This is a genomic window from Mycobacterium sp. P7213 (assembly GCF_900604305.1).
Classification (GTDB): Bacteria; Actinomycetota; Actinomycetes; order Mycobacteriales; family Mycobacteriaceae; genus Mycobacterium.
The window spans coordinates 1-25,709 of record NZ_UWOA01000009.1 but is presented as its reverse complement, the minus strand read 5'-3'; the positions used below and the strand labels follow the sequence as shown (position 1 = coordinate 25,709).

Genomic DNA, 25,709 nt, shown 5'->3' with positions numbered 1-25,709 from the left:
GTACGGGCCTTCAGACCACCTCGGCCTGCAACCGGCGAAGATGGTGTGCCGGCTGGCCAAAGAGTTGCGAACTTCCGTGTGCGCGTTTGAAGTACAGCTGGATGTTGCTTTCCCAGGTGATTGCGATACCGCCGTGCAGCTGCACCGCTTCGCCGGCCACCTTGGTGAATGCCTCGCTGGCGACCACCCGTGCCAGCGCCGCAGAGGTCGCCGACGGCTCGGCGATCGCGTCGTCGACAACGGCGCGCGCGGCCGACACGGCCACGTACAGGTCGGCCATCCGGTGTTTGAGCGCCTGGAAACTGCCGATCGGCCGGCCGAACTGTACCCGGCTCTTGGTGTACTCCACGGTCAGGTCCAGGCAGCGAGCCGCCGCGCCGATCTGCTCGGCCGCCAGCAGGATCGCCGCATAGTCCGCGATGCCGGGGTCCTCCCCGATCGGCGCGGTGGCGGTGGGGACGATGCGGCCAAGACGCCGAGTGGGGTCCATGGTGGCAACCGGCTCGGTGCTGAATTCCGTCCAGCGGGTGAGCTGGCTGCCGTCGGTGCCGACAACGACGTCGGCGATATCACCGTTGGCGGCGTAGCCGTCGCCGAAGACGACCGCTCCGATCGCGCCGCCTGCTGCCAACTGTTCCAACGCCTCGGCGTCGGGCTCGGGCGAGGCCAGCAGCGCCAGCTCGGCCAAGATGGTGCCCAGCAGCGGGGTGGGCACGAGTGCCTTGCCCAGCTCCTCGAGAACCACTGCGGCGTCGCCCAGTTCGCCCCCGGCACCGCCGAGCTCCTCGGGCACCACCAGGGCAGCGGCGCCGACCTGCTCGCACAACAGTTGCCACAGGGTCTGGTCGTAGCCGCGGTCGGATTCCATCGCCACCCGTACTGCTTCTCCGGTGGCGTGCTTGTCGACCAATGCGGCCACGGTCTGGCGCAGCAGGTCGCGTTCGTCGTTACGGGTCACTTAAATCGCCTCCAACACTCGCCGACGGTGGGCGGTCGGGTCACCCCACGCGGGACGCAGCGCCTGCACCCGCAGCAACCACAGTGACAGGTCGCACTCGCTGGTGAAGCCGATCGCGCCGTGGGTCTGCAGCGCCGAATGCGCAGCCAGCAGGGCGGCGTCGGACGCGGCCACCTTCGCGGCGCTGACGTCGCGGGCGGTGTCGGGGGAGTCCTGCGACACCGAGATCGCCGCCCCGTACACCAACGGGCGGGCCAGCTCGAGCGCGATGTGCACGTCGGCCAGCTTGTGCTTGATGGCCTGGTAGCCGCCGATCACCCGCCCGAACTGGGTGCGCTGTTTGGCGTAGTCGACGGCGATGTTCAGCATCGCCTGCCCGGCCCCGACCAGCTGCGCGGCAGTGGCCAGGGCGCCCATCTCGTAGGCGCGGGCGGTGTCGGTGTTCCAGGAGTCGCCGGTCGCGTTCACGTCGAACACGCCGCGGCTGGAGTCCACCGAGGCGTGACGGGTGCCGACCTGTGCGATCGATGCTGTCCCGTTCTGGGCCAGCAGGACCAGATCGGCGCGGTCGGCGTCGACTGCGCGTGGGGTGTGCGGCGGCAGTGCCACGGTGGCGATCAGCTCCCCGGCAGCCAGTCCGGCCAGCTGCGCACCGGCATCGGGTGAACCGGCCAGCAGGATCGGCGCGACCGCAATGGATTCCACCACCGGTCCGGGGACGCACCAGCGGCCCAGCGCCTCGATGGCCAGCACCGTATCGACGGGGTCGGCGCCGATACCGTCGAACTCTTCGGGCACCGCCAGCGCGGTCACGCCGAGCTCGGTCAGTTGGTTCCACACCCGACGGCCGGGCTCGGCCTCACCTTGCGACCAGGCCCGCACCGCACCGGGCACGTCGGCGGCGCCCAGCGCGGCGTCGATGCTGGCCGCGAAGTCGCGCTGATCTTGGTCTAGATCGAATTTCATTTCTTCTCCCGGGGCAGGCCCAGCAGCCGCTCGGCGATGATGTTGCGCTGAATCTCGTTGGTGCCGGCGTAGATCGGTCCGCCGAGCGAGAACAGGTAACCGTGGGTCCAGGCGTCGGCGAGTTCGCCGTCGGCGCCCCGGATGTCCAGGCCGGTCTGGTGCAGGGCAACGTCCAGGTCGGACCAGAACACCTTCGTCACCGAGGACTCCGCGCCCAGCTCACCGCCGGCGGCCAGCCGGGTCACGGTGCCGAACGTCTGTAACCGGTAGGCCTGCGCCTTGATCCAGGCGTCGGCGACGCGGTCGGTGAACACCGGATCGCTGCCGTGCTGGCGCCACATGGCCGCCAACCTCTCGGCGCCCACCACGAACCGGGCCGGGCTGCGCAGGCTCATGCCGCGCTCGTTGCTCGACGTGCTCATCGCGGCCCGCCAGCCTTCGTTCGGCACACCGATGACGTCGTTGTCCGGCACGAAGACGTCGTCGAGAAAGATCTCGCCGAAGCCGGTCTCGCCGCCGAGCTGTTCGATGGCACGAACGGTGATCCCGTCGGCCTTCAGGTCGAACATGAAGTAGGTCAGGCCGTGGTGGCGCTGGGCCTCCGGGTCGGAGCGGAACAGTCCGAAGCCGCGCTCGCCGAACGGGGCCCGCGAGCTCCAGATCTTCTGCCCGTTGAGCTTCCAGCCGCCGTCGACCTTGGTCGCTGTCGAGCGCAACGACGCCAGGTCACTGCCGGACTCCGGCTCCGACCATGCCTGCGCCCAGATCTCTTCGCCGGAGGCCATCTTCGGGAGGACGCGGTCCAGCTGTTCTTGCGTGCCGTGCGCGAACAGCGTCGGCGCCAGCATCGAGGTGCCGTTGGCGCTGGCGCGGCCGGGCGCACCGGCGCGGAAGTACTCCTCTTCGTACACCACCCACTGCAGCATGGTGGCGTCGCGCCCGCCGTACTTCTTCGGCCAGGCGATCACCGACAGGCCGGCGTCGAAAAGCACCTTGTCCCAGCGGCGGTGCTGTTCGAAACCCTCGGCGGTGTCGTAGGACAGGCGCGGGAACTTGTCGGTGTTCGCGGCCAGGAAGTCGCGGACCTCGGCGCGGAAGGCCTCGGTCTCGTCATCGAAATTCAGGTCCATCAGGCCCACTCTCTCAATTCATGCTTGACCACCTTGCCGCCGGGATTGCGCGGTAGGGAGTCGGTGAAGGTCACCGATCGCGGTGCCTTGAAATTCGCCAAATGCTCGCGGGCATAAGCGATCACCGCTGCCTCGTCGAGCGTTGATCCGGGCCGGCGCACGATGAAGGCGCGGCCCACTTCGCCCATCCGCTCATCGGGAACACCGATCACCGCCACGTCGGCCACGCCGTCGAGGCGGGCCAGGGCCTGCTCGATCTCGGCCGGATAGACGTTGAAGCCGCCGCAGATGTACATGTCCTTGAGCCGGTCGGTGATCCGCAGGTTCCCGGCGGCGTCCACGGTTCCGATGTCGCCGGTGTGCAGCCAGCCCTCCGCGTCGATCGCTGCGGCGGTGGCCTCCGGGTCATCGAGGTAGCCGAGCATGATGTTGGCGCTGCGAAGGAGCACCTCGCCGGAATCCGAATCTCCGCCAGTGCTTTCCAGCCGCAGCTCGAAATCGCCGATCGGACGCCCGCACGTGGTGGCGACGGTGACGGCGTCGTCATCGGCGCGGCACATGGTGCCGAACCCGCCGGACTCGGTCAGTCCGTAAGCGGTGAGCACGATGTCGATGTCCAGTTCGGTCTGCATCCGTTCGATCAGCACCACCGGGACGGTGGCGGCGCCGGTGACCGCGAACCGCAGCGAGCTCAGGTCGTGTTGGTCACGCTCGGGGTGATCCAGCAGGGTCTGGTAGATGGTGGGCGGCCCGGGCAGCACGGTGATCCGGTGGGATTCGATGGCTCGCAGCGCGCCTGCCGGGTCGAAGGTGAGCTGCGGGATCAGGGTGGCCCCGGTCTGCAGGCAGGCCAGGATGCCGGCCTTGTAGCCGAAGTTGTGAAAGAACGGATTGATGCACAGGTAGCGGTCCTGCGCGGTCATCTGACCGCACTCCGCCCAGGCCGCCGGGCCGGCCAGCGACTGCCGGTGCGCGCAGAGCACGCCCTTGCTGCGGCCGGTGGTCCCGGAGGTGAACAGGATGTCGGACAGATCATCGGGGCCAACGGCGGCGGCGCGCGCATCGACCTCGGCGGCCGGCACCGCGGTGCCGGCGGCGATGAACTCGTCCCAGGTTCCGTCCGTGGCCTCTATCGGCACCCGGACGACATGCTGCAGGTCGGGCAGCTGGTCGCGGTCCAGTTCGGTGAGCCGGTCGGTCTTGAGGAATCGGCCCATGCCCACCAGCACCTTGGCCTTGCTGCGGGCCAGGATGTCGGTGGCCTCCGCGGCGGTGTAGCGCGTGTTCAGTGGCACCAGCACGCCGCCGGCGTAGTGGGTTCCCAAGCAGGTGATCACCCAGTGCCAGGTGTTCGGCGACCACAGCGCAACCCGGTCGCCGGGCTGCACGCCGAGGGCGATCAGAGCCGCGGCGGCTCGCCGCACCTCCTCGCGCAGGGTGGCGTAGGTGAAGCACTTGTCCTCGGTGACCAGCGCGTCATGGTCGGGCAGCGTATGCGCGATGTGGTCCAGGGCCGCAGGTGTGGTCTGCGGTTGGCTACTCATAGGCGCTGCTCCTCCCCGTCGCTGAACTCTGCATCGCCGTCAGCGCGGGCTCCCTGGGCTCGACGGCTCGTAGCCGAGCAAGTGCTTGGTAGGTTAGCCTACAAGGGTGCAAGCAGTCGAGGAGTTCCGGGCTGAGGTCCGTGCATGGCTGGCCGACAACCTGGTCGGGGAGTTCGCCGAGCTCAAGGGCCTCGGCGGCCCCGGGCGCGAACATGAGGCGTTCGAGGAGCGGATGGCGTGGAACCGCCATCTGGCCGACGCCGGACTGACCTGCCTGGGCTGGCCGACCGAACACGGCGGGCGCGGCCTGTCGGTGGCTCACCGGGTGGCGTTCTACGAGGAGTACGCCCGCGCTGACGCGCCCGACAAGGTCAACCACCTGGGCGAAGAGCTGCTGGGGCCCACCCTGATCGCCTTCGGCACACCCGAGCAGCAGCAGCGCTTCCTGCCCGGAATCCGCAACGTCACCGAGCTGTGGTGCCAGGGCTACTCCGAGCCGGGAGCCGGCAGCGACCTGGCCAACGTGGCCACCACCGCGGTACTGGACGGCGACGCGTGGGTCATCAACGGCCAAAAGGTCTGGACGTCACTGGCGCACCTGTCGCAGTGGTGCTTCGTGGTGGCCCGCACCGAGAAGGGCTCCAAGCGGCACAACGGACTGTCCTACCTGCTGGTGCCGCTGGACCAGCCCGGCGTCGAGATCCGGCCGATCGTGCAGCTGACCGGCACCTCGGAGTTCAACGAGGTGTTCTTCGACGACGCGCGCACCGACGCCGATCTGGTGGTCGGGGAGCCCGGCGACGGCTGGAAGGTCGCGATGGGCACGCTCACCTTTGAGCGTGGCGTGTCGACACTGGGGCAGCAGATCCGTTACGCCCGGGAACTGTCCGCGCTCGCCGAACTCGCACAGCGCAACGGTGCCGCCGAAGACCCGCTGATCCGCGAGCGGTTGACCCGGTCCTGGGTCGGCCTGCGGTCGATGCGGTCCTACGCGATGGCCACCATGGACGTGGAGCAGCCGGGCCAAGACAACGTCTCGAAGTTGTTGTGGGCCAACTGGCACCGCGATCTCGGCGAGCTCGCCATGGATGTGATCGGTCGCGACTCGATGGTGCTGCGCGACGGCGAGTTCGACGAATGGCAGCGGCTCTACCTGTTCACCCGCAGCGACACCATCTACGGCGGTTCGAACGAGATTCAGCGCAACATCATCGCCGAGCGGGTTCTCGGCCTACCCCGAGAGGCAAAGGGATGAGCTCGATTTCGGATCTGTCCAAGGCGCCGGAAGAGATCGCCGGACACGGCCTGTTGGCGGGCAAGACGGTGCTGGTGACCGCGGCCGCCGGCACCGGGATCGGTTCCACCACCGCGCGACGAGCACTGCTCGAAGGCGCTGACGTGGTGGTCTCCGACTACCACGAGCGCCGGCTCGGCGAGACCCGCGACGAACTGGCCGGCCTCGGGCTGGGCCGGGTGGAGGCGGTGGTCTGTGACGTCACGTCCACCGCTGCGGTGGACGCGCTGTTCGACGAGGCCGTGGCGAAGATGGGCCGACTCGACGTGCTGGTCAACAATGCCGGACTCGGCGGGCAGACCCCGGTGATCGACATGACCGACGACGAGTGGGACCGCGTGCTCAACGTGACACTCACCTCGGTGATGCGAGCGACCCGGGCGGCGCTGCGCTACTTCCGCGGCGTCGAGCACGGCGGGGTGATCGTCAACAATGCCAGCGTGTTGGGTTGGCGCGCACAGCATTCGCAGTCGCACTACGCCGCGGCTAAGGCCGGCGTGATGGCGCTGACCCGGTGCAGCGCGATCGAGGCCGTCGAATACGGGGTCCGGATCAACGCCGTCTCGCCGTCCATCGCGCGGCACAAGTTCCTGGAGAAGACCAGCTCGGCGGAGTTGCTGGACCGCCTCGCCGACGGCGAGGCCTTCGGCCGGGCCGCTGAGCCGTGGGAGATCGCCACCACCATCGCGTTCCTGGCCAGTGACTATTCCAGTTACCTGACCGGCGAGATCATCTCGGTTTCCAGCCAGCGCGCCTGATGCCATGACGCGCCGTGACGAACTCCTGAACCTGGCGGCGGCGATGATCGCCGAGCGTGGCCTGCGTGCCACGACCGTGCGCGACATCGCCGACGCCGCCGGGATCTTGTCCGGCAGTCTGTATCACCACTTCTCCTCCAAGGAGGAGATGGTCGACGAGGTGCTGCGCGACTTTCTGGACTGGCTGTTCGATCGTTACCAGCAGATCGTCGATCACGAAACCGATCCGCTGGAGCGCCTCAAGGGACTGTTCCTGGCCTCGTTCGACGCGATCGAGCATCGGCACGCCCAAGTCGTCATCTACCAGGACGAGGCCAAGCGGCTGTCGGCTCACGAGCGGTTCTCCTACGTCGACGAACGCAACCGGCAGCAACGCAAGATGTGGCTTGACGTGCTGGCGCAGGGCATCGAAGCGGGATGTTTCCGGCCCGACCTCGACGTTGACCTGGTGTACCGCTTCATCCGCGACACCACTTGGGTATCGGTGCGCTGGTACCAACCGGGTGGTCCTTTAACGGCCGAACAAGTCGGCAGGCAATACCTCGCCATCGTGCTGGGTGGAATCACCAAAGAAGGAAGTTGATATGTCACAAGTCGCGCACGTTTCCCAGGCGTATGTCATCGACGCCGTTCGCACCGCCGTCGGCAAGCGCAACGGCTCGCTGGCCGGCATTCACCCGATCGACTTGGGCGCGTTGGCTTTCAGTGGTCTGCTGGACCGTGTCGGCGTCGACCCGGCCGCCGTCGACGATGTGGTCGTCGGCTGCGTGGACGCCGTCGGCGGCCAGGCCGGCAACATCGGCAGGCTCGCGTGGCTGGCGGCCGGCTTCCCCGAAGCGGTACCCGGGGTGACCGTCGACCGGCAGTGCGGTTCGTCCCAGCAGGCCATCTCCTTCGGCGCGCAGGCGATCATGTCGCGCACCGCGGACCTGATCGTGGCCGGCGGCGTGCAGAACATGAGCTGGATCCCGATCTCGTCGGCAATGGTCGTCGGCGAGCAATTCGGCTTCACCTCCCCGACCAACGAGTCGAAGAAGTGGCTGGAGCGCTACGGGGACGAAGAGGTCTCGCAGTTCCGCGGTGCGGAGATGATCGCCGAGCGCTGGGACATCTCCCGCGAGGACATGGAGCGCTTCGCGCTGCAGAGCCACCAGCGGGCATTCACCGCGATCGCCGAGGGCCGGTTCGACAACGAGATCATCCCGGTCGAGGTGGACGGCCGCTCGTTCCACATCGACGAGTGCCCGCGCGAGTCCACGCTGGAGAAGATGGCGGGTCTCAAGACGTTGGTCGAGGGCGGCCGGCTGACCGCCGCGCTCTCCAGCCAGATCTGCGACGGGTCGGCTGCGGTGCTGCTCGCCTCAGAGCAGGCGGTCAAGGACCACAACCTGAACCCCCGCGCCCGTATCCACCACATCAGCGCCCGTGGTGACGACCCGGTGATCATGCTGACCGGCCCGATTCCGGCGACGCGCTACGCGCTGGAAAAGACCGGCCTGAGCATCGACGACATCGACGTCGTTGAGATCAACGAGGCGTTTGCGCCGGTGGTGCAGGCCTGGATGAAGGAGTTCCCGATCGACCCGGCCAAGGTCAACCCCAACGGCGGGGCGATCGCGCTGGGTCACCCGCTGGGGGCGACCGGGGCCAAATTGTTCACCACAATGCTCAACGAACTGGAGCGCACCGGCGGCCGGTACGGTTTGCAGACGATGTGCGAAGGCGGGGGCACCGCTAACGTCACGATCATCGAGCGTCTGGGCGGCTAAAATCTTCAATTATGGAAACACCGCCTCCGACGGCACCAGGAGGACGCCGGATTCGCGGGCTCGACGCTGATCAGCGCCGAGCCCAGCGCCGTGAGCAACTTTTGACCGCAGCATTCGAATTGTTTGCCCGAGACGGTTACGCCAACACCTCGATCGAGCAGATCTGCCAAACGGCCTACGTCGGCAACAAGGCGTTCTACGAACTGTTCGACAGCAAGGAAGACTGTTACCTGGCGCTGATGAACGAGATCGGCGAGCGCATCGAGGCAAAAGTCGAGGAGGAGTTGCTTCACGGCGCCCCCGACGACATTGAAGAGACCGAAGAGGCGACGGTGCGTCGCGTGCTGACGGTGTTCGCCCATGAGCTGGTCGTCGATCCTCGGGTGGCTGTCGTCGCGTTCCGGGAAAGCACCGGAATCTCGCCACGGGTCGAGGCGCAACGGCGGGCCAACCGTCGGTGGGCCGCGAACTTCATCGAGTCGTTCTGGCGCAGCAAGGCCCAGGACGGTGAGGCCCCCGACTATCGGGCGATGGCGGTGGCCACCGTCGGGGGTCTTTTCGAGATCATCGCCGATTTTCTGCACCAGACCGACCCGCCGCGATCGATCGACGATCTCACACGTGACCTCACCACGTTCCTGATCACCGTCAGCAACGGGATCCATCTGCCGGCCCAGGCCAGCTGAAGTCACGCGGTCGCCGATTCACCCCGTCAGACCGGCGATGATGTCGTCGACCGTTCGCCCTGCCAGCGCATCCAGATCGGGGCGGGGCGCGCCGCGCAGCGGCCCGCGCAGGGCCAGCTCGGCGAATCCGTGCACGGCCGACCAGCACGGCCACTCCGCTCCGGCACGCCGGTTCGCGTGCAGCACACCGGCATCGGCCATCGCATCGAGTGCGTCGACCAGCGCGCGAAAAGGTGGCGGGGCCCCGTCGTCGACTGACGTGAGCCCTGATCCGAAGAAGGTCACGGTGAACCACCCGGGCTCGTCCAGCGCGAAACCGATGTAGCCCAGTCCGACCGCACGGAGCTGATCGCGCGCCCGGTTCGCTGCGGTGCCGCGCCGGGTCACCGGTACCAACATGCGAGCGGCCATCCGCTCGCCGATGGCGATTGCGACGGCCTTCAACAGTGCCTCGCGGTCGGCGAAGTGGCGGTAGGCGGCGTTCGGGGAGACCCCGACGCGCCGGGTCGCCTCCCGGACCGTGAGAGCCTCTGGACCGCCGAGCCGGGTCAGCTGTAGACCGGCGTCTATCAGGGCCGCGCCCAGGTCGCCATGGTGATAGCCGGTCTTTGTCGCAGTCACCTCTTGACAGCCCCCTCGGGAAAAAGTGTACGGTGTGAACATAGTCAATGTGGACGTTGTACACATAGCAATGGGAGTTCTCGTGATGGCAGGTGTCGGGGTGCCGCCGGTGGTGGACCATCAGACGTGGCAGCGCGAACTGGATGCCTTGCGTGTCCGCGAGAAAGCGGCGACCCGGGAGCTGGACGCGATCGCCGCGCAGCGCCGCCGTCTGCCGATGGTCGCCATGGACGACTATGTGCTCGAGGGCGAACGCGGGCCCGCCTGCCTGGCCGAGGTGTTCGAAGGCAACAGTCAGCTGATCGTCTATCACCACATGTGGTCCCCGGGCCAGCAGTGGCAGTGCGCGGGATGTACCGGTTTCGTCTCGCAGTTCACCCGCCTCGAATTTCTGGCCGCCTACGATGCGCGGTTCGTGATTGTCACGCAGGGGCCCATCGACGAGGCGATCGCCTACAAGCGGCGCGTCGGCAATCAGATGGCCTGGTACAGCACCGCCAACAGTTCGTTCGGGGCTGACGTCGGGGCACCGCCGGGTGGGCAGTTCGCGGTGAATGTGTTTCTGCGGCAAGGTAATGCGGTGTATCGCACCTGGCATACCAACCGGCGCGGAACAGAACAGATCGGCCACGTGTTCTCGTTGCTCGATGTGCTGCCCTACGGGCGCCAGGAAGAGTGGCAGGACTCACCCGACGGCTGGCCGCAGAGCCCCACCTACAGCCGCTGGGCCAGCTCGCCGGAACTCGCGCAGCTCTATGGCGCCAGTTCGTAGTGTTCCGAACCGAGAAGGAGCAAGATGAGTACCGCCAAGGTCGGCTTGAAGTCGATCAACCTCGTTTGTGTGCCCACCGTCGACCAGGACAAGGCCATCGCGTTCTACGAGTCGTTGGGCTTCGAGAAACGCACCGACATCCACATGGGCGACGGCTACCGGTGGGTCGAGGTCTACCCGCCGCAGGGCCTGGCGGGCATTGCGCTGGCGCCGCCGTCGCCGGAGAGCGGTCCGGTTGAGCCGGCCGTCACCGGCATCACGCTGACCACCGACGACATCGACGCCACGCTGGCCGCGATGCGGGAACTCGGAGTCGATGTCGACGCAGAGATCATGCGTCAGGGAGACCCCGTTCCGCCGCTGTTCTGGTTCCGCGACCCGACCGGCCACACCCTGATGGTGGCCGAGGTCTAACCACCGCGCCGAGCGCCAATCTCACGGCGCAGCACCAGCGTGTCGCGTCGTAAGATTGGCGCTCGGCGGGCTTGTGGATGGGTGTCGGCGCGGATCGGCACCAGCGGGCAGGCTTTCAGGCTGTGGACGAATTGGCCTGGCCATTCCTGGGGCAGGAGGCGCTGGTTGCCAAGGCCATCCCCGAGCGGGCGATGCGGGCACTTTACCAACCGGTCTACCCCGGGGTTTACGCGCCGTGGGGTATTGAGCTGACCGCCCGGCAGCGGGCTGAGGCGGCGTGGCTGTGGTCACGCCGCCGCGGCGTGGTCGCGGGTGCCTCGGCTGCGGCGCTGCTGGGCGCGAAGTGGGTGAGTGGCGCGCTGGACGCCGAGCTGGTGTACGGCAGCCGTCAGCCACCGCCGAGGCTCGTCGTGCACCGTGACACCCTGAAGCCCGGCGAGGTGACGACCGTCGACGGGATTGCGGTCACTGTCCCGGCACGCACCGCTTTCGACATCGGGCGGCGAACCCGGTCGCGGCTGGTCAGCCTGCAGCGACTCGACTCGTTGGCGAACGCGACCGGCGTCGGGATCGCCGATGTCGAGACCATCATCGCTGCCCATCCCGGGGCACGAGATCTGACCCGGCTGCGGGGTGTGCTGCCACTGGTCGACGGTGGTGCGGAATCTCCGCAGGAGTCCGGGACTCGCCTAGCCTTGATCGACGCCGGGTTGCCACGCCCGGAGACCCAGATCGTGGTGCGCGACGAGTACGGCGGATTCGTGGCGCGGCTGGACATGGGATACCCGCAGTTCAAGGTCGGTATCGAATATGACGGCCAACAGCACTGGACGGACCCCAGGCAGCGACAGCGCGATATCGACCGGCAGGTAGCGCTCGCCGACCAAGGCTGGGTGATCAGCCGGGTCAGCGCGGAGCTGCTGCGTTACCGTCGCGGGACGTTGATTGCCCGGGTGAAGGAGGCGATGTATTCCGCCGGATGGCCCGGCCAGGTCGCGGGTGCCAATCTGGCGACGCCGCCACGGCATGTCGCGTCGTGAGATTGGCGCTCGCGATCAGGCGATGAAGGAGTTGGCCGCCCGCAGCTGCTCGACCGCCTCGTCGACGATCGAGGTGATCAGCTCCGCGCAGGACGGCAGGCTGTCCAGGATGCCCGCCACCTGACCCGAGGCCAGCACACCGGCTTCGGTGTTGCCTTCCACGAGCCCGGCTTTGAGCAGCATCGGAGTGTTGGCGGCCATCAGCACCTGCGACCAGGTGAGCTCCTTGCCATGCCGCATGGCCAGTCCGTCGCGCACCATGGTCGGCCAGCTCATCTGCGACATCTTCTTGAACTTCGCCGCGTTGCGGATAGCGGCGCTGAAACCGCGTGCCCGCGAACCGCTTTCGAGCTTCTCCACCAGTTCGGTGCGCAGCACCCGGTGTGGCATACCGTCGACCCTGGTGGAGACCACGGTGCCGCTCAGGTCAGCGGCCAAGTAGCGCTGCTTGACCGCGTCCGGAACAGTGGAGTCGCTGGTCAGCAGGAATCGGGTGCCCATCGCGACACCGGTGGCGCCGTAGGACAGCGCGGCGGCCAGGCCGCGGCCGTCGAAGAACCCGCCGGCGGCGATCACCTGAACCCCGGTACCGGCGACGGCGTCAAGCACCGACGGCAACAACAGGGTGGTGGCGACCGGGCCGGTGTGCCCGCCACCCTCGCCGCCCTGCACGATCACCGCATCGGCACCCCAGGACGCGACCTTCTTGGCGTGCTTGGCCGCACCGACCGACGGGATCACCACCGAGCCCGCCTCTTTAAGCTTGGCGATCAGCTCGGCCTTGGGGGCCAGCGCGAACGACGCCACCTTCACGCCCTCGCGGATCATCAGATCCACCCGGTCACCGGCGTCGGATGCGTCGGCGCGAATGTTGACCCCGAACGGCTTGTCGGTGGCCGACTTCACCTTGGAGATCGCGGCGGCCAACTCGTCGATCGTCATGGTCGCCGAGGCCAGGATGCCCAGGCCGCCGGCGTTGGCGGTGGCCGAGACCAGGCGGGCGCCGGCCACCCAGCCCATCCCGGTCTGCACCACCGGGTGTTCGATGCCGACCAGTTCGGTCAGCGGGGTCTTCAACCGGCTCATGCCCGCACTTCTTTGTCTCGCAGCGATTTCGGGTCGATGACCTCGCGGATCAATTGAAGCTCCTCGACCTCGGGCAACCGAGTCGTCGCCGCGTCGGCCAGGCCGTGCACCTCGAACGAGGTGTTCTCGGCGACCTCGTCGGCGGTGACGCCGGGGTGCAGCGAGACCGCGCGCATCTGGTGGTCGGGGCCATTGAAGTCGAACACTCCGAGGTTGGTCACCACGCCGCCCAGGTTGAAGAAGCGGAACGCCGGGTTGGCCGGATCCACCTTGTCGTAGCCGATGCCCGAGACGATGTCGACGGCGTCGCAGAACACCCGCGACGAGTGAGCGCCCACCCAGTAGCTGGTGGTGTGGTTGATGGTGTTTCCGGGCGCACCGCGGACCCCGAACATCTGCCGGGTGGGCTGCTGCAGCGGACCGAATGCCGAGAGGTTCTGGTTGCCGTAGCGGTCGATCTGGTTGGCGCCCATGATCACATGGCGCCGGCCCCACGACAGGGTTTCGAAGACCCGGTTGAACGGCATCCAGCCTTCCAGCGGCCCGACCTTGCCGATCGCCGGGGTGTCGGCCAGAATGCGGGCCTCCCCGTCGGTGAGCACCAGGTCGGGGGAGAAGGTGAGGCGGGCCAGCCGGGCGCCGACCGAGGGCACCGTGGCCATCGGTGAGGCCATGATCTCGCCGGCGTCGCGGAACAGCTCGGCGCAGGCGACCGCACAGATCTCGGCGCGAGTGGGTGAGTCGCTCATGCTTGTGCCTCCGCTCCGAATGCCTTAACCGCCGCCTGGTAGTCGTCTTCACTACCGGACAGGTAGGTGGCCTTGAACTCCGCCCAGGTCTCGTCGGACTTGGCGGCTTCGGCGTAGTGTCGCTGGAACTTCTCGTCGCGGCCGTAATCGGCTGCGCCAATGGTGAAGTGGGCGCCACCGGGGGCTTCGACCACCTTGTCCACCATCATCCGGTTGATCACCTGGGTCTGCGGCGACGTGCTGGAGATCAACTCTTCGGTGGGCACGATCTTCTCCACCGACAGGAAGCGGCGCTGTGCCGACATCAGGAACAGGTCGTCGAAGTACGGGTCGATCCCGGTGTAGGCGGCGTTGCCGCGCTCATCGCCGATGTTCATGTGCACGAACGCGGCGTCCAGGTTCAGCGCCGGCATCGCGACCAGAGTCTCGTGACCGCCCTCAACCGGATACGGGGAGGTGACGGTCTTGAGCTCGCCCTCCCAGAAGTCGATCACCGAGCTGCCCAGCCCGGCGCGGATCGGCAGGAACGGCAGCCGCTGGGCGGCGGCCTGCAGTCCGCAGCGCAGCATGCCCTCGTCCATCTCGCGGGCCTCGATGGCCCCGGTGGTGCGGGCCTTGGAGAACCACGGGTCGTAGAACGGCGGCGAGTCCAGGGAGACGAACCCGTAGTAGGCCCGGCGCACTTTGCCCGCCGAACACAGCAGACCCAGGTCCGGTCCGCCGTAGGTCACTACGGTGAGGTCCTTGACGTCGGTGCGCAGGATGGCGCGCACGAACGCCATCGGCTTACGCCGCGAGCCCCAGCCGCCGATACCGACGGTCATGCCGTCGCGCAGCTCGGAGACGGCGTCGTCGAGAGTGGTGATCTTCGAAGCCATTACTTCTTGCCCTTCTCGGTACCGGCGAACTCGTCGCGGTGTTCGTCGGCGACACCGGAGAGGTTGAGCTCAAAGGTGAAGCCCTGCTCCATGCGGTAGCTGGAGTTGACCTTCTGCACGTCGATGAGGTTCAGCGCTTCCTTGGCCGCCCGGATCACCCGAGTGTCCTTGGCGGCGATATCGCGGGCCACCCGCAGCGCGGCCTCGTCGAGCTCGTCGCGCGGCACCACCTCGTGCACCGATCCGTACTGGTGCAGGGTGGCGGCGTTGACGGTGGCCGCGGTGTAGAACAACCGGCGCATCATGTGCTGCGGCACCAGCCGGGACAGGTGGGTGGCCGCACCGAGGGCGCCGCGCTCCACCTCGGGCAGACCGAACTTGGCGTCGTCAGAGGCCACGATCACGTCGGCGTTGCCGACCAGGCCGATCCCGCCGCCCACGCAGAAGCCGTTGACCGCGGCGACCACCGGCACCGCGCACTCATAGACGGCCTTGAATGCCGCGAAGCAACCACGGTTGGCGTCGATCAGGGCGGTGAAGCCCTCGGTGTTCTGCATTTCCTTGATGTCCACCCCGGCGTTGAATCCGCGGCCCTCCGCGCGAAGGATCACCACGTGGGTGGACATGTCCTTGCCGGCGGCCGTGATGACCTCGCCGAGCTCGAACCAGGCCCGCGACGGCAGCGCGTTGACCGGTGGGTAGTCGACGGTGACCGCGACGATCCCCGGTTCGACGGTTGTGGATGTGATCGGCATGGGCGGACTTCCCTGTCGTATTGGGGCCTTGGAGTACCTAAGCTACCTAAGCAAGCACTTGCTTGGTACGCTAGCACAGTGGGTGATGCGATCAACCTCGGATTGACCGGCAAGGTGGTCCTGGTGACCGGCGGGGTGCGCGGCGTCGGCGCGGGCATCAGTGCCGTCTTCGCCGATCAGGGTGCGACGGTGGTGACCTGCGCCCGGCGTCCGGTGGAGGGCCTGCCGTATGAATTCCATTCCTGCGACGTTCGCGACGACGACGCGGTCAAGGGCCTGATCGAAGCGATCGTGGCCGCTCACGGCCGGATCGACATCGTGGTCAACAATGCCGGCGGGTCTCCGTTCGCGCTGGCCGCCGATGCGTCAGCCAACTTCAGTCGCAAGATCATCGAGCTGAACCTGATCAGCGCCCTGCTCGTGTCCACGCACGCCAACGCCGTCATGCAGACCCAGGACGGCGGGGGCTCGATCGTCAACATCACCAGTGTCAGCGGCTGCCGGCCGTCACCGGGAACCGCGGCCTACGGCGCGGCCAAGGCCGGGGTGGACAGCCTGACCACCTCGTTGGCCGTCGAGTGGGCGCCGAAGGTGCGGATCAACTCGATCGTGGTCGGCATGGTCGAGACCGAGCAGTCCGAGCTGTTCTACGGCGACGCCGAATCGGTGGCCGCCGTCGGTGCCACCGTGCCGTTGGGCCGGCTGGCCAAGCCATCCGAAATCGGTTGGACAGCCGCATTTTTGAGTTCCGATCTGGCGTCCTATGTCACTGGTGCCAGCCTGACCGTGCACGGTGGCGGAGAGAACCCCGCCTACCTCGACGCATCTAGCGCCAATAAATAGGTCGACCCCGAAAAAGGAGACAGCACTGATGGGACTTCTCGACGGCCGCGTGGTCATCGTCACCGGAGCGGGCGGCGGAATCGGGCGGGCGCACGCGCTGGCCTTTGCCGCCGAGGGCGCCCGGGTCGTGGTCAACGACATCGGTGTCGGGCTGGACGGCTCGCCGGCCGGCGGCGGCAGTGCTGCCCAGAGCGTGGTCGACGAGATCGTCGCAGCCGGCGGCGAAGCCGTGGCCAACGGCTCGAACGTCGCCGACTGGGGTCAGGCCGAGGCTCTGATCAAGCAGGCAGTCGACACCTACGGCACGCTCGACGTGCTGGTGAACAACGCCGGCATCGTCCGCGACCGGATGTTCGCCAACGCCACCGAAGAGGAGTTCGACGCCGTCACCGCGGTGCACCTCAAGGGTCACTTCGCCACCATGAAGCACGCTGCCGCGTATTGGCGGGCCAAGTCCAAGGCCGGCGAGACTGTCGACGCCCGGATCATCAACACCAGCTCCGGCGCCGGCCTGCAGGGCAGCGTCGGTCAGGCCACCTACAGCGCGTCCAAGGCAGGCATCGCCGCGCTGACCCTGGTAGCCGCCGCTGAGATGGGCCGCTACGGAGTCACCGCCAACGCCATCGCGCCGTCGGCCCGTACCCGCATGACCGAGACCGTCTTCGCCGACATGATGGCCACCCAGGACGCGGCGTTCGACACCATGGCCCCGGAGAATGTCAGCCCGCTGGTGGTCTGGCTGGGCAGCGTCGAGTCGCGCGACGTGACCGGCAAGGTCTTCGAGGTCGAAGGTGGCAAGATCCGCGTCGCCGAGGGCTGGGCGCACGGGCCGGAACTCGACAAGGGCGCCAAATGGGATCCCGCCGAGCTGGGGCCGGTCGTCACCGACCTGCTGGCCAAGGCGCGGACACCCGTGCCGGTCTACGGGGCCTAGACCGCAACGGATGAAAGTCCCGATGCGCGGACCAGCAGCGTTATACGCGAGCGTCAATATTGTGATACTTACTTAGCCGGACAAGTACGCGTTGCGGCCCTTCCCTCATCGGGCAGCGACGTAATCTTTCACCTGCTCTTAGGTGACGCGCTCGTGTTCATGTCCAGCTGCTGGAGGTCTTGTGTCGGTGCTCGAGGTGGACGACCAACCACCCACAGCAGTCCGGCGTCGACGGCATCCGCACCCCGGTGAAGGCGTACCGAGCTTCTCGTGGCCCACCTTCGTACTCGGGGTGGTCGGCATCACCGTATTCGTATTGGTAGCCATCGGCGCCGCCCGCGGATTGCTTTCGGCTTGGGTCGTCATACCGGTGAGCACCTTGGTCACGTATGTGTTGTTCTCGGTGGCGCACGAAGCCCTGCACCGCTCCTTCTGCTCGGTGCGCTGGGTGAACGCGGTGGTCGGCCGGGTGGCTTGGCTATTTGTGGTGCTGCCGTTCTCGTTGCCGGCGTTCGGCTATGTCCACGGTGAGCACCACCGTCACACCAATGATCCCGAGCGCGATCCCGATATGTTCGCCACCCATGCGCCCACCTGGCAGCTGCCGTTCCGCTGGGCGCTGATGGACCTGTTCAATGCGACCTGGTACGTCCGCAAGCTGTGGCCGCGGGTCCGGCATTCGTGGCGGCGTCCGATTGCCGAGCTCGCCGAAACGTCGGTGCTGTTCTCGTTGACCATCGCCATGACCGTCGCGGCGATCCTCACCGACCACTTCTGGCTGCTTGCCGAGGTCGTGTTGATCCCGCAGCGCCTCGGTCTTTTCATCATCGGATGGGCCTTCGACTGGTTGCCGCACCACGGGATCGACATCACGCAGCGTGAGGATCGTTATCGCGCCAGTCGTCTTCGGGTCGGGATGGAATGGCTGCTCGCGCCGTTGATGCTGTCTCAGAATTACCACCTGATCCACCATCTCCATCCCTGGCTGCCGTTCTACCGCTACCTGCCGGCGTGGCGACGCAACGAGGACCTCTACCTGGAGCACCACGCTGCCGTCACCACCGTGTTCGGCCGGGAACTCAGCCCCGAGGAACACCGGCATTTCAAGCGCTGGGCGCAGGTCGAGCTCGAGTCCCGCATCGCCTGACGCCGGCACGGCTACGCCGCTGTCAGGTGTTTTGCGCCGCTTCGTGAGCGAGTTGCAAGCGGGACGAGATATCGAGCTTGGTGTAGATCCGGTTCAGGTGCGAGTGCACCGTACGGGGCGAGACGCTCAGTTCTGCGGCGATCTCCTTGTCACGAAGGCCGGCACTGATGAGCCGGACAATATTGCGCTCGGCCGGCGTCAGCGAACCCCAACCGCTGGACGGGCGTTTGGAGGCGCTTCTGCCCTTTGCGTCGCCGCGGCATGCGTAAGCGATGGCATCAGCCGTCGACAGTGCATTACCCTGATCCCAACGGCGCTCAAAATCGTTCTGCGGCAAGGCCTCTCGTAGCGAGTTGACGGTGGCCCGATAGTCGGCGTCGTAGACTTTGGCGCGGACCGCGCCGGTGCGCTCGCGGACGCCCGCAGCTGAGCCGATCAGCCGTGCTGCATCGTGGAGTCGGCCTGCGGCCGTGGCCACCGCTGCCAGCAGTTCGATCAGATCGGGGGTGCCCAGGAGCGCCTCAGTGTCCGCCGCGATGGCCAGCGCGTCCCGCGCGTCTCGTTCGGCCTGTTCGAACTCGCCCTCGGCCATGGCCACCCGGCCACGTATCTCCAGCAGCAATATCCGGTGGATGCCCGAGCCCACCGACAGCGCCTCGTCAGCCCAACGGCGCGCGGCGGCCAGGTCACCGGATGCCAGCGCTGCGCGAGCGAGCGGATTGCCGTTGATCGCCAATAGTTGGGGCAGCGCACATGCTTCGCAAGCCGCCTCAGCTGCGCTGACAGCCCCAGGCACGTCGCCGGCGGCCAACCGGGTGTCTGTCACCGCGCCGAACCCGAACGCGCGGTGGAAGTCGATGAGTTCGGCGGCGGCCTCCACGCATGCATCGGCCGCCGCACGCGCCCCTCGGCTATCGCCCTGGCACGCAAGGGCTTCGGCTAGAAGCGTCAGGCTCTGGGCGCCGAACAGTGGGTCGTGTGCGGCCTCGGCCTCCGTCGCCACCTGCCGGGCCTGCTCGACTGCCATCGTGAGCTCCGCGCGGTGCAGGTGGGCCAGTCCTAGGCAAAGGCGGCACAGTCGTGCCACCGACCAGTCACCGACCGCGTCACCGAGTGCTGCGCCGTTCTCCGCGGCACGCCGCATCGTCTCGAGGTCGCCGGCCACGAACGCCGAATACGCCTGCACGCCGTAGATCTGGCTCAACCGCCAGTCGTCGTTCATGTCAGGAGACAGCGCAATGGCCTGCTCGAAGTAAGGCAGGGCGAGTTCGGGGCTGTAGCTACAGGTGAAGCCGCAGGCGGCCAGCGCCCAGGCGAGCAGTCCCGGCTCGTCGAGATCCCGGGCGATGGAGACCGCTTCCTCTGCTTGCTGAGCCTGCCCGTAGTTTCCGATCAATGCGTCGAAGATCGCTTTGTCGGCGAGTGTCCGGGCACGCGCGCCAGGCGACATGGTGGCCCCGACGGCGAGCATCGCGTTGAACCATGCCAGGCCTTCCAAGGTCCGACTATGGATCCACAGCGGGAGCAGCGATGACGCGAGACGCGCGGCAAGCTCCAGGTCGCCGTGGTCGCGGCTCCAGGTGAAGGCGGCCCGGAGGTTGTCGATCTCGAGTTCCGCCTGAGCGATGTGCCAGCCATATCCGGCGGTCACCTCGGAGCCGAACAGGGTGGTGTAGTGATCACGGTGGCGCGCCCGGATAGCTTCGGATTCGCCGGCCTTCTCGAGCTTCTCCAGGGCGTACTGCTGCACGGTCTGCAACATCCGGAAGCGCGTCGAATCGCCGGTACTGTCAGCTATCACCAGCGATTTGTCGACCAGCTGGGTGAGTTTGTCGATGATCAGCCCGCGCGGCAGGTCCGTGCCGCCGGCGACGGCGTGGGCGGCGTCGAGGTCGAAACCGCCCCTAAATGGCGCCAAACGGCGAAACACCACGCGCTCGGGCTCGCTCAACAAGTCATGCGACCAGTCTTCTGAAGCTCGCAGGGTCTGCTGGCGCGGAACCACCGTGCGCGCACCACCGGTCAACAGATGGAAGCGCTCGTCGAGCCCGTCGGCGATCTCGGCCAGTGACAACGCCCGAACCCGTGTTGCGGCGAGCTCGATGGCCAACGGAACCCCGTCCAGGCGACGACAGATTTCGGTCACCAAAGCGGTGTCGCCATCGGTGCCGGTGAAACTCGGCCGGACCAGCCGAGCGCGCTGCCGGAACAACTCGACAGCCTCGTCGACGAGCGAGAGCGACGGGGTTTTCCAGGTCACTTCGCCGGCTACCCCGATGGGTGCGCGACTCGTCGCCACGATGGTCAGCTCTGTGCCGGCGGCCAACAGCGTGGCGGTCAGTTGCGCGCAGGCGGCCAGCAGATGCTCACAATTGTCGAGCACCAACAGCAATTGCCGGTCTGCGAGGTAGCGCACCAGGGTGTCGACCGGCGAGTGGTCCGGTCGATCAGGCAGGCCCAACCTGTGGGTCACGCGTTCCGGCAGCAGATCCGGATCGGTGATCGGCGCCAGGTCCACGCACCATGCCCCATCGCGGAACCGGTCGACAAACTCCTCGGCCAGTTGCAGCGCGAGCCGTGTCTTGCCGACTCCGCCGGAGCCGGTCAGCGTCACAAGACGGTTGCTATCAACCAGCCTACGAAGCTCGAGCATCTCCGCATCGCGTCCGACGAAACTCGTCAGCGGCGTCGGAAAGTAGTTCTCGTGTAACGCACTTCCGGTGCGAAGCGGCGGAAACTCGGTAGCAAGCCCGCGGTGGCAGAGCTGGGCTACTCGCTCCGGATACGGTATGCCCCGCAGCCGAAATGCGCCCAGATCGACCAGCCAAGCCTCTGGTGGGAGTCGGTCAGCCAGCAACGGCTCGGCGGTCTCCGACAGCAACATCTGACCGCTATGGGCCAGATCGCACAGTCGTGCGGCGCGATTCACCAGCGAATGCGGGTGCGTCCAGGGCTCGGCCGCCGAGATCTTGTCGGCGTGCACGGCGATCCGCGGACGGATCGGTGCCGAGGGGGCGTGCTGCAAGGCGATGGCACAAGCCGCCGCATCAGTGGCGTCGGCGAACCCGACGGCGAACTTGTCGTTGTGGTCCCGTTCCAGCAGGCGTTCACCACGGTGGGCGGCAACGATGTCGGAGAGCGTGGCTTCGAGCCAGGAGAGACCGGTGGTCAACGACTCCGTGGGGGGTTGCCATTGCGGTCGGGCGTCTCCCGGACTGACCACGAGTACCGTCCGCGCGGGGGAAGGCGACGAAACCGCCGCGTTCGGGTTCGACATCATCTACCGTTTCTCAGCGGCAAGGCTGCTCACCCAGGTGGGCAGGCGTCCATTCCCCCGGATGGACCCGCCTCGCAGCCTTGTCGTCGTAGCTTTGTTTCCACCTCTACGCACTTTTACCGTTATCTCGGCGACACGATACCAGCGCTGTTTCGGCAATTCTGCTGATGTGCGGCGGCTGTGCGCTGTCGCACAGTGAAGGTGGCAGAGCTGCGCTTGCCCAGTCCGCCGCCTCGTGGCGGGCTTGTATCGCCGATCTTCCCCTGATCGCGATCTCCCGATCCAGGGCAGTGCCAGCCAGGGACGACCAGGTTGCGGTTCCCAACGGTCACGGTCGTGACGGTTGGACGAGTCGTTGCCGTATGCGGCATTTCCCATACTGTCTAATTTGCCGTGCCAGCAAACTGCAATTAAAAAGTTCGCGCGTTGCATTCGTGGGATCCTTGCGGCCATTCTGAGGACCCCGTGTGAGACGTGTCTTTTGCTGTGCTCATTCCTGAAGTTAAGCATTGATTTTGACCGAGTGTTTGTAACTTAGGACACGTGACGAAGGTCACACCCAACGCGGCCGATGTCGTCAAAGACGCGCTGAACAGGCGTTTAATCGGATTGACTCGGGTCACAGTGACCCCACCGCTGTGCTTTCAGCCACACAATTGCGGGCCGAGTTGGCGATAATTGAATAAGAGGACATAATTCGACACTGCGTTAATGCTTAGCAAAATCTATGAAAAGGATGCTCCATGAGCCGGCGGATGCCTAGCAAAGTTGTTGGTTCGTCCGATGGGCGCATGGTGCGGCGGCGTGTGGTGGGTGCGTCGAGTGCGGTGGCGGCGTTTTTGGCGTTTGGGGTTGGTCCGGCGCCGTCGGCGTCTGCGGATTTTGAGGATTTGTTCGATCCGGTGTTCTGGTCGGGACTGTCGGATTCGGGTGCGGCTGCGGGGGTGTGGTCGGGCTGGTTGGCCGATCCGGGTGCCGCCGATGCGGGGTTCATCTATGACGTGTTTGAGCAGTTCGATCTGGCGGTGGCGACCTTCTACCACGAGCAGCTCTACCTGCCGCTGTACAACCTGACGCAGGACTTCATTGCTGGTAATGAGCAGTTTTTGGATCTGATCAACCAGCCGTGGGTGGACTTGTTCGGGCGGGAGTTGATCGGCAACGGGGTCGATGGGTTCACCGGGTCCAACGAGAGCGTGTTCGGTTCGCTGGGGTGGTTCGGCAATCTCGGTGATGGCGGGTTTTTGTTCGGTGATGGTGGTGCCGGGGCTGAAGGGGTGGCCGGTATTGCTGGTGGTGCTGGTGGTGTGGGTGGCGCTGCGGGCATGTTCGGCAATGGTGGTGTCGGCGGTAGCGGTGTTGAGGGTGGCGATGGTGGCGCCGGTGGTGTGGGCGGCTGGCTGTTCGGTGACGGTGGTGCCGGCGGCGCGGGTGGCGCCTCGATCGATGCGCTGGTGGCCGGTGGTAACGGCGGTGCCGGCGGTGATGTGATGAGCCTGCTCGGTTTCGGTGGCGCTGGTGGTGCCGGGGGCGCGGGTGCGGTCGGTGCGGCCGGTGCGGCTGGTCTTGACGGGGTGCTGGGGGCGCTCAACGGCACGGCCGGCGCCGACGGGCTCRTCGGTGGCTTGGGTGGCAATGGTGGCGCTGGTGGTGCGGCCGGATTCGTGCTCGGCCTCGGTGGTTTGGGTGGCGCCGGTGGCGTCGGCGGCACCGGCGGTGTCGGCGGTGCTGGTGGCGCAGGCGCGGTGAGCCTGGATGACCTGGGCGGCAATGGTGGCGCCGGGGGTCTCGGTGGCGATGGCGGCGGCGGCGGTCGTGGTGGCGTCGGTGGTGTGGGTGGACACTTCGGTGCAGCCGGTGACGGCGGTGTTGGGGGCAATGCCGGTCTGGCCGGTGATGGTGGCGCCGGTGGTCTCGGTGGTGATGGCGCCCTCGGTGGCGGTGATGGTGGCGATGGTGGCGCCGGCGGCCAGATCGGCACGCTCGTCGGTGCTGGCGGGGCTGCGGGTGAGAAGTTCATGTCTTGGATGTGGGGCAACGCCGGGCGCCCCGGTGCCGACGGTCAGTTGCCGGTCGGGATCAGCGGAAATGGTGGTGTCGGCGGTGGCGGCGGCAACGGCACCGGCCTGTTGGCCACTGGCGASGGTGCCTCCGGCGGCAATGGTGGCCTCGGCGGCGATGGTGGCGCGCACGGCAACGGCGCCTCCGGTGGTGTCGGCGGCAACGGTAGTGCGGGTGCGGTCGGTGCCGATGCCACCCTGGCTGGTGGTGCCGGGGTCTCCGGCGGCAATGGTGGCCATGGTGGTGCCGGTGGTGCCGGTGGCTCGGGCGGTTCGGTTATCGGCAACGCCGGCAGTGGTGGCGCAGGTGGTAAGGGCGCAGCCGGGGGTACTGGTGGTTCCGGTGCCGACGGTGCCGCGGGGACGTTCGCTGATGGTGGCGACGGCAACGGTGGGGCCGGCGGTAACGCCGGCTCTGGTGGTGCGGGCGGCAATGGGGGCGCCGGCGGTGTGGCAGGCAGTGCCACCAACGGTGCTGCCGGCATCACCGGTTCCGGTGGTGCCGCCGGGGAGGGCGGCAATGCCGGAATCGCAGGCGCTGGTGGTGCGGGCGCGGCTGGTACCGCGGAGCGCCCCGACGCCGGCAATGGTGGTGCCGGTGGTGCCGGGGGCGACTTCGGTGCCGGCGGGACCGGTGGCAGCGACGGCGATGGCACCGGTCAGGGCGCGGACGGGTTGGATGGGGCGGCCACCGTCGGGGGCAACGGGGGTCTCGGCGGTGATGGCTTCTTGGGCACCAATGGTGTCGCGGGCAGCATTGATGGCACCGGCGGTGGCCACGGCGGCAACGGTGGYGAYGGTGGTGCCGGCGGGTTGGCTGCKGACGGTTCCCACGCGGCGCAGGGTGTCGGTGGCGCYGGTGGCGATGGTGGTGCCGGCGGCAACGGCTTCAACGGCTTCCACGGTGACGAGCCGGGCGCKSATGGCACYCATGCCGGTGATGGSGGCGCMGGTGGCAACGGCGGCCAGGGCGGCCAGGGCTCCACSGTCGGTGCCCACGGYRTSGGTGGGCTCGGCGGTAACGGCGGCAACGGKGGCAATGGTGCCGACGGGGCGAACGGTGCCGGCGGGGACAGYGAGCAGGCAGCCGGCTATGCCGGCCAGGACGGCGGCAACGGCGGCAACGCCGGTAAGGGYGGCGCCGGCGGGGCCAGCGGTGGCGGCAYCTCCKCGGCCAGCGGTAGCGATGGKGTCGCCGGTATCGGTGGCAACGGTGGTGYCGGTGGCACCGGCCTCGACGGAGTCAACGGCACCGCGGAAAACCCTGATGGCACGGCCGGTGCTGCGGGTGGCGCGGGCGGTAACGGCGGCCAGGGCGGTCTCGAAGCTGACGGCACCACGCAGGCGACCACCGGCAATGGTGGTGCCGGCGGTCTGGGTGGTCGTGGCGGCAACGGTTTCAACGGCGCCAACGGTGATGCGCCCGGTGCCGATGGCACCCGTGGCGGCAACGGTGGCGCCGGCGGCGCCGGCGGTGTCGGTGGTACCGGCACCGTTGAGGGCGCTCACGGTGTCGGTGGTGTCGGCGGTAACGCCGGCAACGGCGGCAACGGGGCGCACGGTGGCAACGGCCTCAACGGCGACATCAACAACCCCAACGGCACCGCCGGCCAAGACGGTGGCGCCGGCGGCAACGCCGGCAAGGGCGGTCTCGGTGGCGACAGCGGTAACGGCACCACCGCCGCCAACGGCAGCGACGGTGTCGCCGGGCAAGGCGGTAATGGTGGTGCCGGCGGCACCGGCCTCGATGGTGTCAACGGCACCGACGCAAACCCCGACGGCACCGCGGGTGGCAATGGTGGTGCCGGCGGCAACGGCGGCGCGGGTGGCCTGACCGCGGACGGGGTGACCCGGGCTGCGGACGGTGATGGCGGCAATGGTGGTGTCGGTGGGGCCGGTGGTCACGGCGCTCAGGGTGTCCACGGCACTAGTGGTGGTGCTGGTTCCCGTGGTGGTGACGGGTCTGCGGGTGCGGTTGATGGTGGTGCCGGTGAGCGTGGTGGGGACGGCACTGCGGGCAGTCGTGGT

Annotated in this window: 22 protein-coding genes; 12 read left to right on the top strand and 10 right to left on the bottom strand. The window is 67.5% G+C overall.

Annotated elements, in window-relative coordinates; all coding sequences use genetic code 11:
• Positions 1-10: 10 nt before the first annotated feature.
• Genes ipdE2 through fadD3 form a run of 4 tightly spaced genes read right to left on the bottom strand, consistent with a single transcriptional unit; the run spans position 11 to position 4,598 of the window.
• A complete protein-coding gene (gene ipdE2 / locus EJK91_RS04930) occupies positions 11-958 on the bottom strand; it encodes an acyl-CoA dehydrogenase IpdE2 (RefSeq protein ID WP_125078391.1) in 948 nt (315 codons plus the stop codon).
• Positions 959-1,924 carry an acyl-CoA dehydrogenase gene (locus EJK91_RS04925; protein ID WP_046300596.1) on the bottom strand — a complete coding sequence of 322 codons (966 nt, stop codon included), beginning with the start codon at positions 1,922-1,924 and terminating at the stop codon, positions 959-961. It abuts the gene before it with no gap.
• Entirely contained in the window at positions 1,921-3,054 is a 1,134-nt protein-coding gene (locus tag EJK91_RS04920; RefSeq protein WP_024442409.1) for an acyl-CoA dehydrogenase family protein, read from the bottom strand. Before EJK91_RS04920 ends, EJK91_RS04925 begins: the two co-directional genes overlap by 4 nt.
• Complete coding sequence (gene fadD3 / locus EJK91_RS04915) at positions 3,054-4,598, bottom strand: 3-((3aS,4S,7aS)-7a-methyl-1,5-dioxo-octahydro-1H-inden-4-yl)propanoate--CoA ligase FadD3 (protein ID WP_125078390.1); 1,545 nt, start codon at positions 4,596-4,598, stop codon at positions 3,054-3,056. Before fadD3 ends, EJK91_RS04920 begins: the two co-directional genes overlap by 1 nt.
• Before the next feature lie 106 nt (positions 4,599-4,704).
• Between fadD3 and ipdE1 the strand changes: the two genes are divergently transcribed.
• From ipdE1 to EJK91_RS04890, 5 genes are read left to right on the top strand one after another with little or no spacing between them, the layout of a single operon-like run.
• On the top strand, positions 4,705-5,853 hold the full coding sequence (ipdE1, locus tag EJK91_RS04910) for an acyl-CoA dehydrogenase IpdE1 (protein WP_024442411.1): 1,149 nt from the start codon (positions 4,705-4,707) through the stop codon (positions 5,851-5,853).
• The gene (gene ipdF / locus EJK91_RS04905; protein WP_125078389.1) at positions 5,850-6,650 is read left to right on the top strand and encodes a (5R,7aS)-5-hydroxy-7a-methyl-1-oxo-2,3,5,6,7,7a-hexahydro-1H-indene-carboxyl-CoA reductase; all 801 of its coding nucleotides are present in this window, start codon (positions 5,850-5,852) and stop codon (positions 6,648-6,650) included. Before ipdE1 ends, ipdF begins: the two co-directional genes overlap by 4 nt.
• Positions 6,651-6,654: 4 nt before the next feature.
• Positions 6,655-7,233, top strand: coding sequence for a TetR family transcriptional regulator KstR2 (kstR2, locus tag EJK91_RS04900; RefSeq protein WP_024442413.1), 579 nt, complete (start codon positions 6,655-6,657; stop codon positions 7,231-7,233).
• A gap of 1 nt (position 7,234) precedes the next feature.
• Entirely contained in the window at positions 7,235-8,419 is a 1,185-nt protein-coding gene (gene fadA6 / locus EJK91_RS04895) for a steroid 3-ketoacyl-CoA thiolase FadA6 (RefSeq protein WP_024442414.1), read from the top strand.
• A gap of 11 nt (positions 8,420-8,430) precedes the next feature.
• Positions 8,431-9,105 carry a TetR/AcrR family transcriptional regulator gene (locus EJK91_RS04890; RefSeq protein ID WP_024442415.1) on the top strand — a complete coding sequence of 225 codons (675 nt, stop codon included), beginning with the start codon at positions 8,431-8,433 and terminating at the stop codon, positions 9,103-9,105.
• Between the two features lie 18 nt (positions 9,106-9,123).
• Here EJK91_RS04890 and EJK91_RS04885 read toward each other — a convergent pair whose 3' ends face one another.
• Positions 9,124-9,726 (bottom strand): TetR/AcrR family transcriptional regulator, encoded by a 603-nt coding sequence (locus tag EJK91_RS04885; RefSeq protein WP_125078388.1) that lies wholly within the window; start codon positions 9,724-9,726, stop codon positions 9,124-9,126.
• Between the two features lie 85 nt (positions 9,727-9,811).
• On the opposite strand from EJK91_RS04885, the gene EJK91_RS04880 reads away from it, so the two are divergent.
• The 3 genes from EJK91_RS04880 (at position 9,812) to EJK91_RS04870 (ending at position 11,952) form a co-directional block, all read left to right on the top strand.
• A complete protein-coding gene (locus EJK91_RS04880) occupies positions 9,812-10,498 on the top strand; it encodes a DUF899 domain-containing protein (RefSeq protein ID WP_125078387.1) in 687 nt (228 codons plus the stop codon).
• Between the two features lie 24 nt (positions 10,499-10,522).
• Complete coding sequence (locus EJK91_RS04875; RefSeq protein WP_024442418.1) at positions 10,523-10,912, top strand: VOC family protein; 390 nt, start codon at positions 10,523-10,525, stop codon at positions 10,910-10,912.
• Between the two features lie 122 nt (positions 10,913-11,034).
• Positions 11,035-11,952, top strand: coding sequence for an endonuclease domain-containing protein (locus tag EJK91_RS04870; RefSeq protein ID WP_125078386.1), 918 nt, complete (start codon positions 11,035-11,037; stop codon positions 11,950-11,952).
• Positions 11,953-11,967: 15 nt separating this feature from the next.
• On the opposite strand, the gene ipdC is transcribed toward EJK91_RS04870, so the two are convergent.
• Genes ipdC through echA20 form a run of 4 tightly spaced genes read right to left on the bottom strand, consistent with a single transcriptional unit; the run spans position 11,968 to position 15,420 of the window.
• A complete protein-coding gene (gene ipdC / locus EJK91_RS04865) occupies positions 11,968-13,038 on the bottom strand; it encodes a (3aS,4S,5R,7aS)-5-hydroxy-7a-methyl-1-oxo-octahydro-1H-indene-4-carboxyl-CoA dehydrogenase (RefSeq protein WP_024442420.1) in 1,071 nt (356 codons plus the stop codon).
• Positions 13,035-13,787 carry a cholesterol ring-cleaving hydrolase subunit IpdB gene (gene ipdB, locus EJK91_RS04860; RefSeq protein ID WP_125078385.1) on the bottom strand — a complete coding sequence of 251 codons (753 nt, stop codon included), beginning with the start codon at positions 13,785-13,787 and terminating at the stop codon, positions 13,035-13,037. Before ipdB ends, ipdC begins: the two co-directional genes overlap by 4 nt.
• Entirely contained in the window at positions 13,784-14,665 is an 882-nt protein-coding gene (gene ipdA / locus EJK91_RS04855; protein WP_125078384.1) for a cholesterol ring-cleaving hydrolase subunit IpdA, read from the bottom strand. The genes ipdB and ipdA overlap by 4 nt, the downstream gene beginning before the upstream one ends.
• Positions 14,665-15,420 (bottom strand): (7aS)-7a-methyl-1,5-dioxo-2,3,5,6,7,7a-hexahydro-1H-indene-carboxyl-CoA hydrolase, encoded by a 756-nt coding sequence (gene echA20 / locus EJK91_RS04850; RefSeq protein WP_024442423.1) that lies wholly within the window; start codon positions 15,418-15,420, stop codon positions 14,665-14,667. The genes ipdA and echA20 overlap by 1 nt, the downstream gene beginning before the upstream one ends.
• 78 nt (positions 15,421-15,498) lie before the next feature.
• Here echA20 and EJK91_RS04845 point away from each other — a divergent pair, with 78 nt between their 5' ends.
• The 3 genes from EJK91_RS04845 (at position 15,499) to EJK91_RS04835 (ending at position 18,344) form a co-directional block, all read left to right on the top strand.
• Positions 15,499-16,263 (top strand): SDR family oxidoreductase, encoded by a 765-nt coding sequence (locus EJK91_RS04845; protein ID WP_024442424.1) that lies wholly within the window; start codon positions 15,499-15,501, stop codon positions 16,261-16,263.
• A 28-nt stretch (positions 16,264-16,291) separates the two neighbouring features.
• Positions 16,292-17,197, top strand: coding sequence for an SDR family oxidoreductase (locus EJK91_RS04840; protein WP_125078383.1), 906 nt, complete (start codon positions 16,292-16,294; stop codon positions 17,195-17,197).
• 196 nt (positions 17,198-17,393) lie between these two features.
• Positions 17,394-18,344 (top strand): fatty acid desaturase, encoded by a 951-nt coding sequence (locus EJK91_RS04835; protein ID WP_164517881.1) that lies wholly within the window; start codon positions 17,394-17,396, stop codon positions 18,342-18,344.
• A 22-nt stretch (positions 18,345-18,366) separates the two neighbouring features.
• Here EJK91_RS04835 and EJK91_RS04830 read toward each other — a convergent pair whose 3' ends face one another.
• A complete protein-coding gene (locus tag EJK91_RS04830) occupies positions 18,367-21,516 on the bottom strand; it encodes a helix-turn-helix transcriptional regulator (RefSeq protein WP_164517880.1) in 3,150 nt (1,049 codons plus the stop codon).
• 896 nt (positions 21,517-22,412) lie between these two features.
• On the opposite strand from EJK91_RS04830, the gene EJK91_RS22905 reads away from it, so the two are divergent.
• Positions 22,413-25,709 (top strand): hypothetical protein (locus EJK91_RS22905; protein ID WP_164517879.1); only part of this gene is annotated, 3,297 nt, incomplete at its 3' end.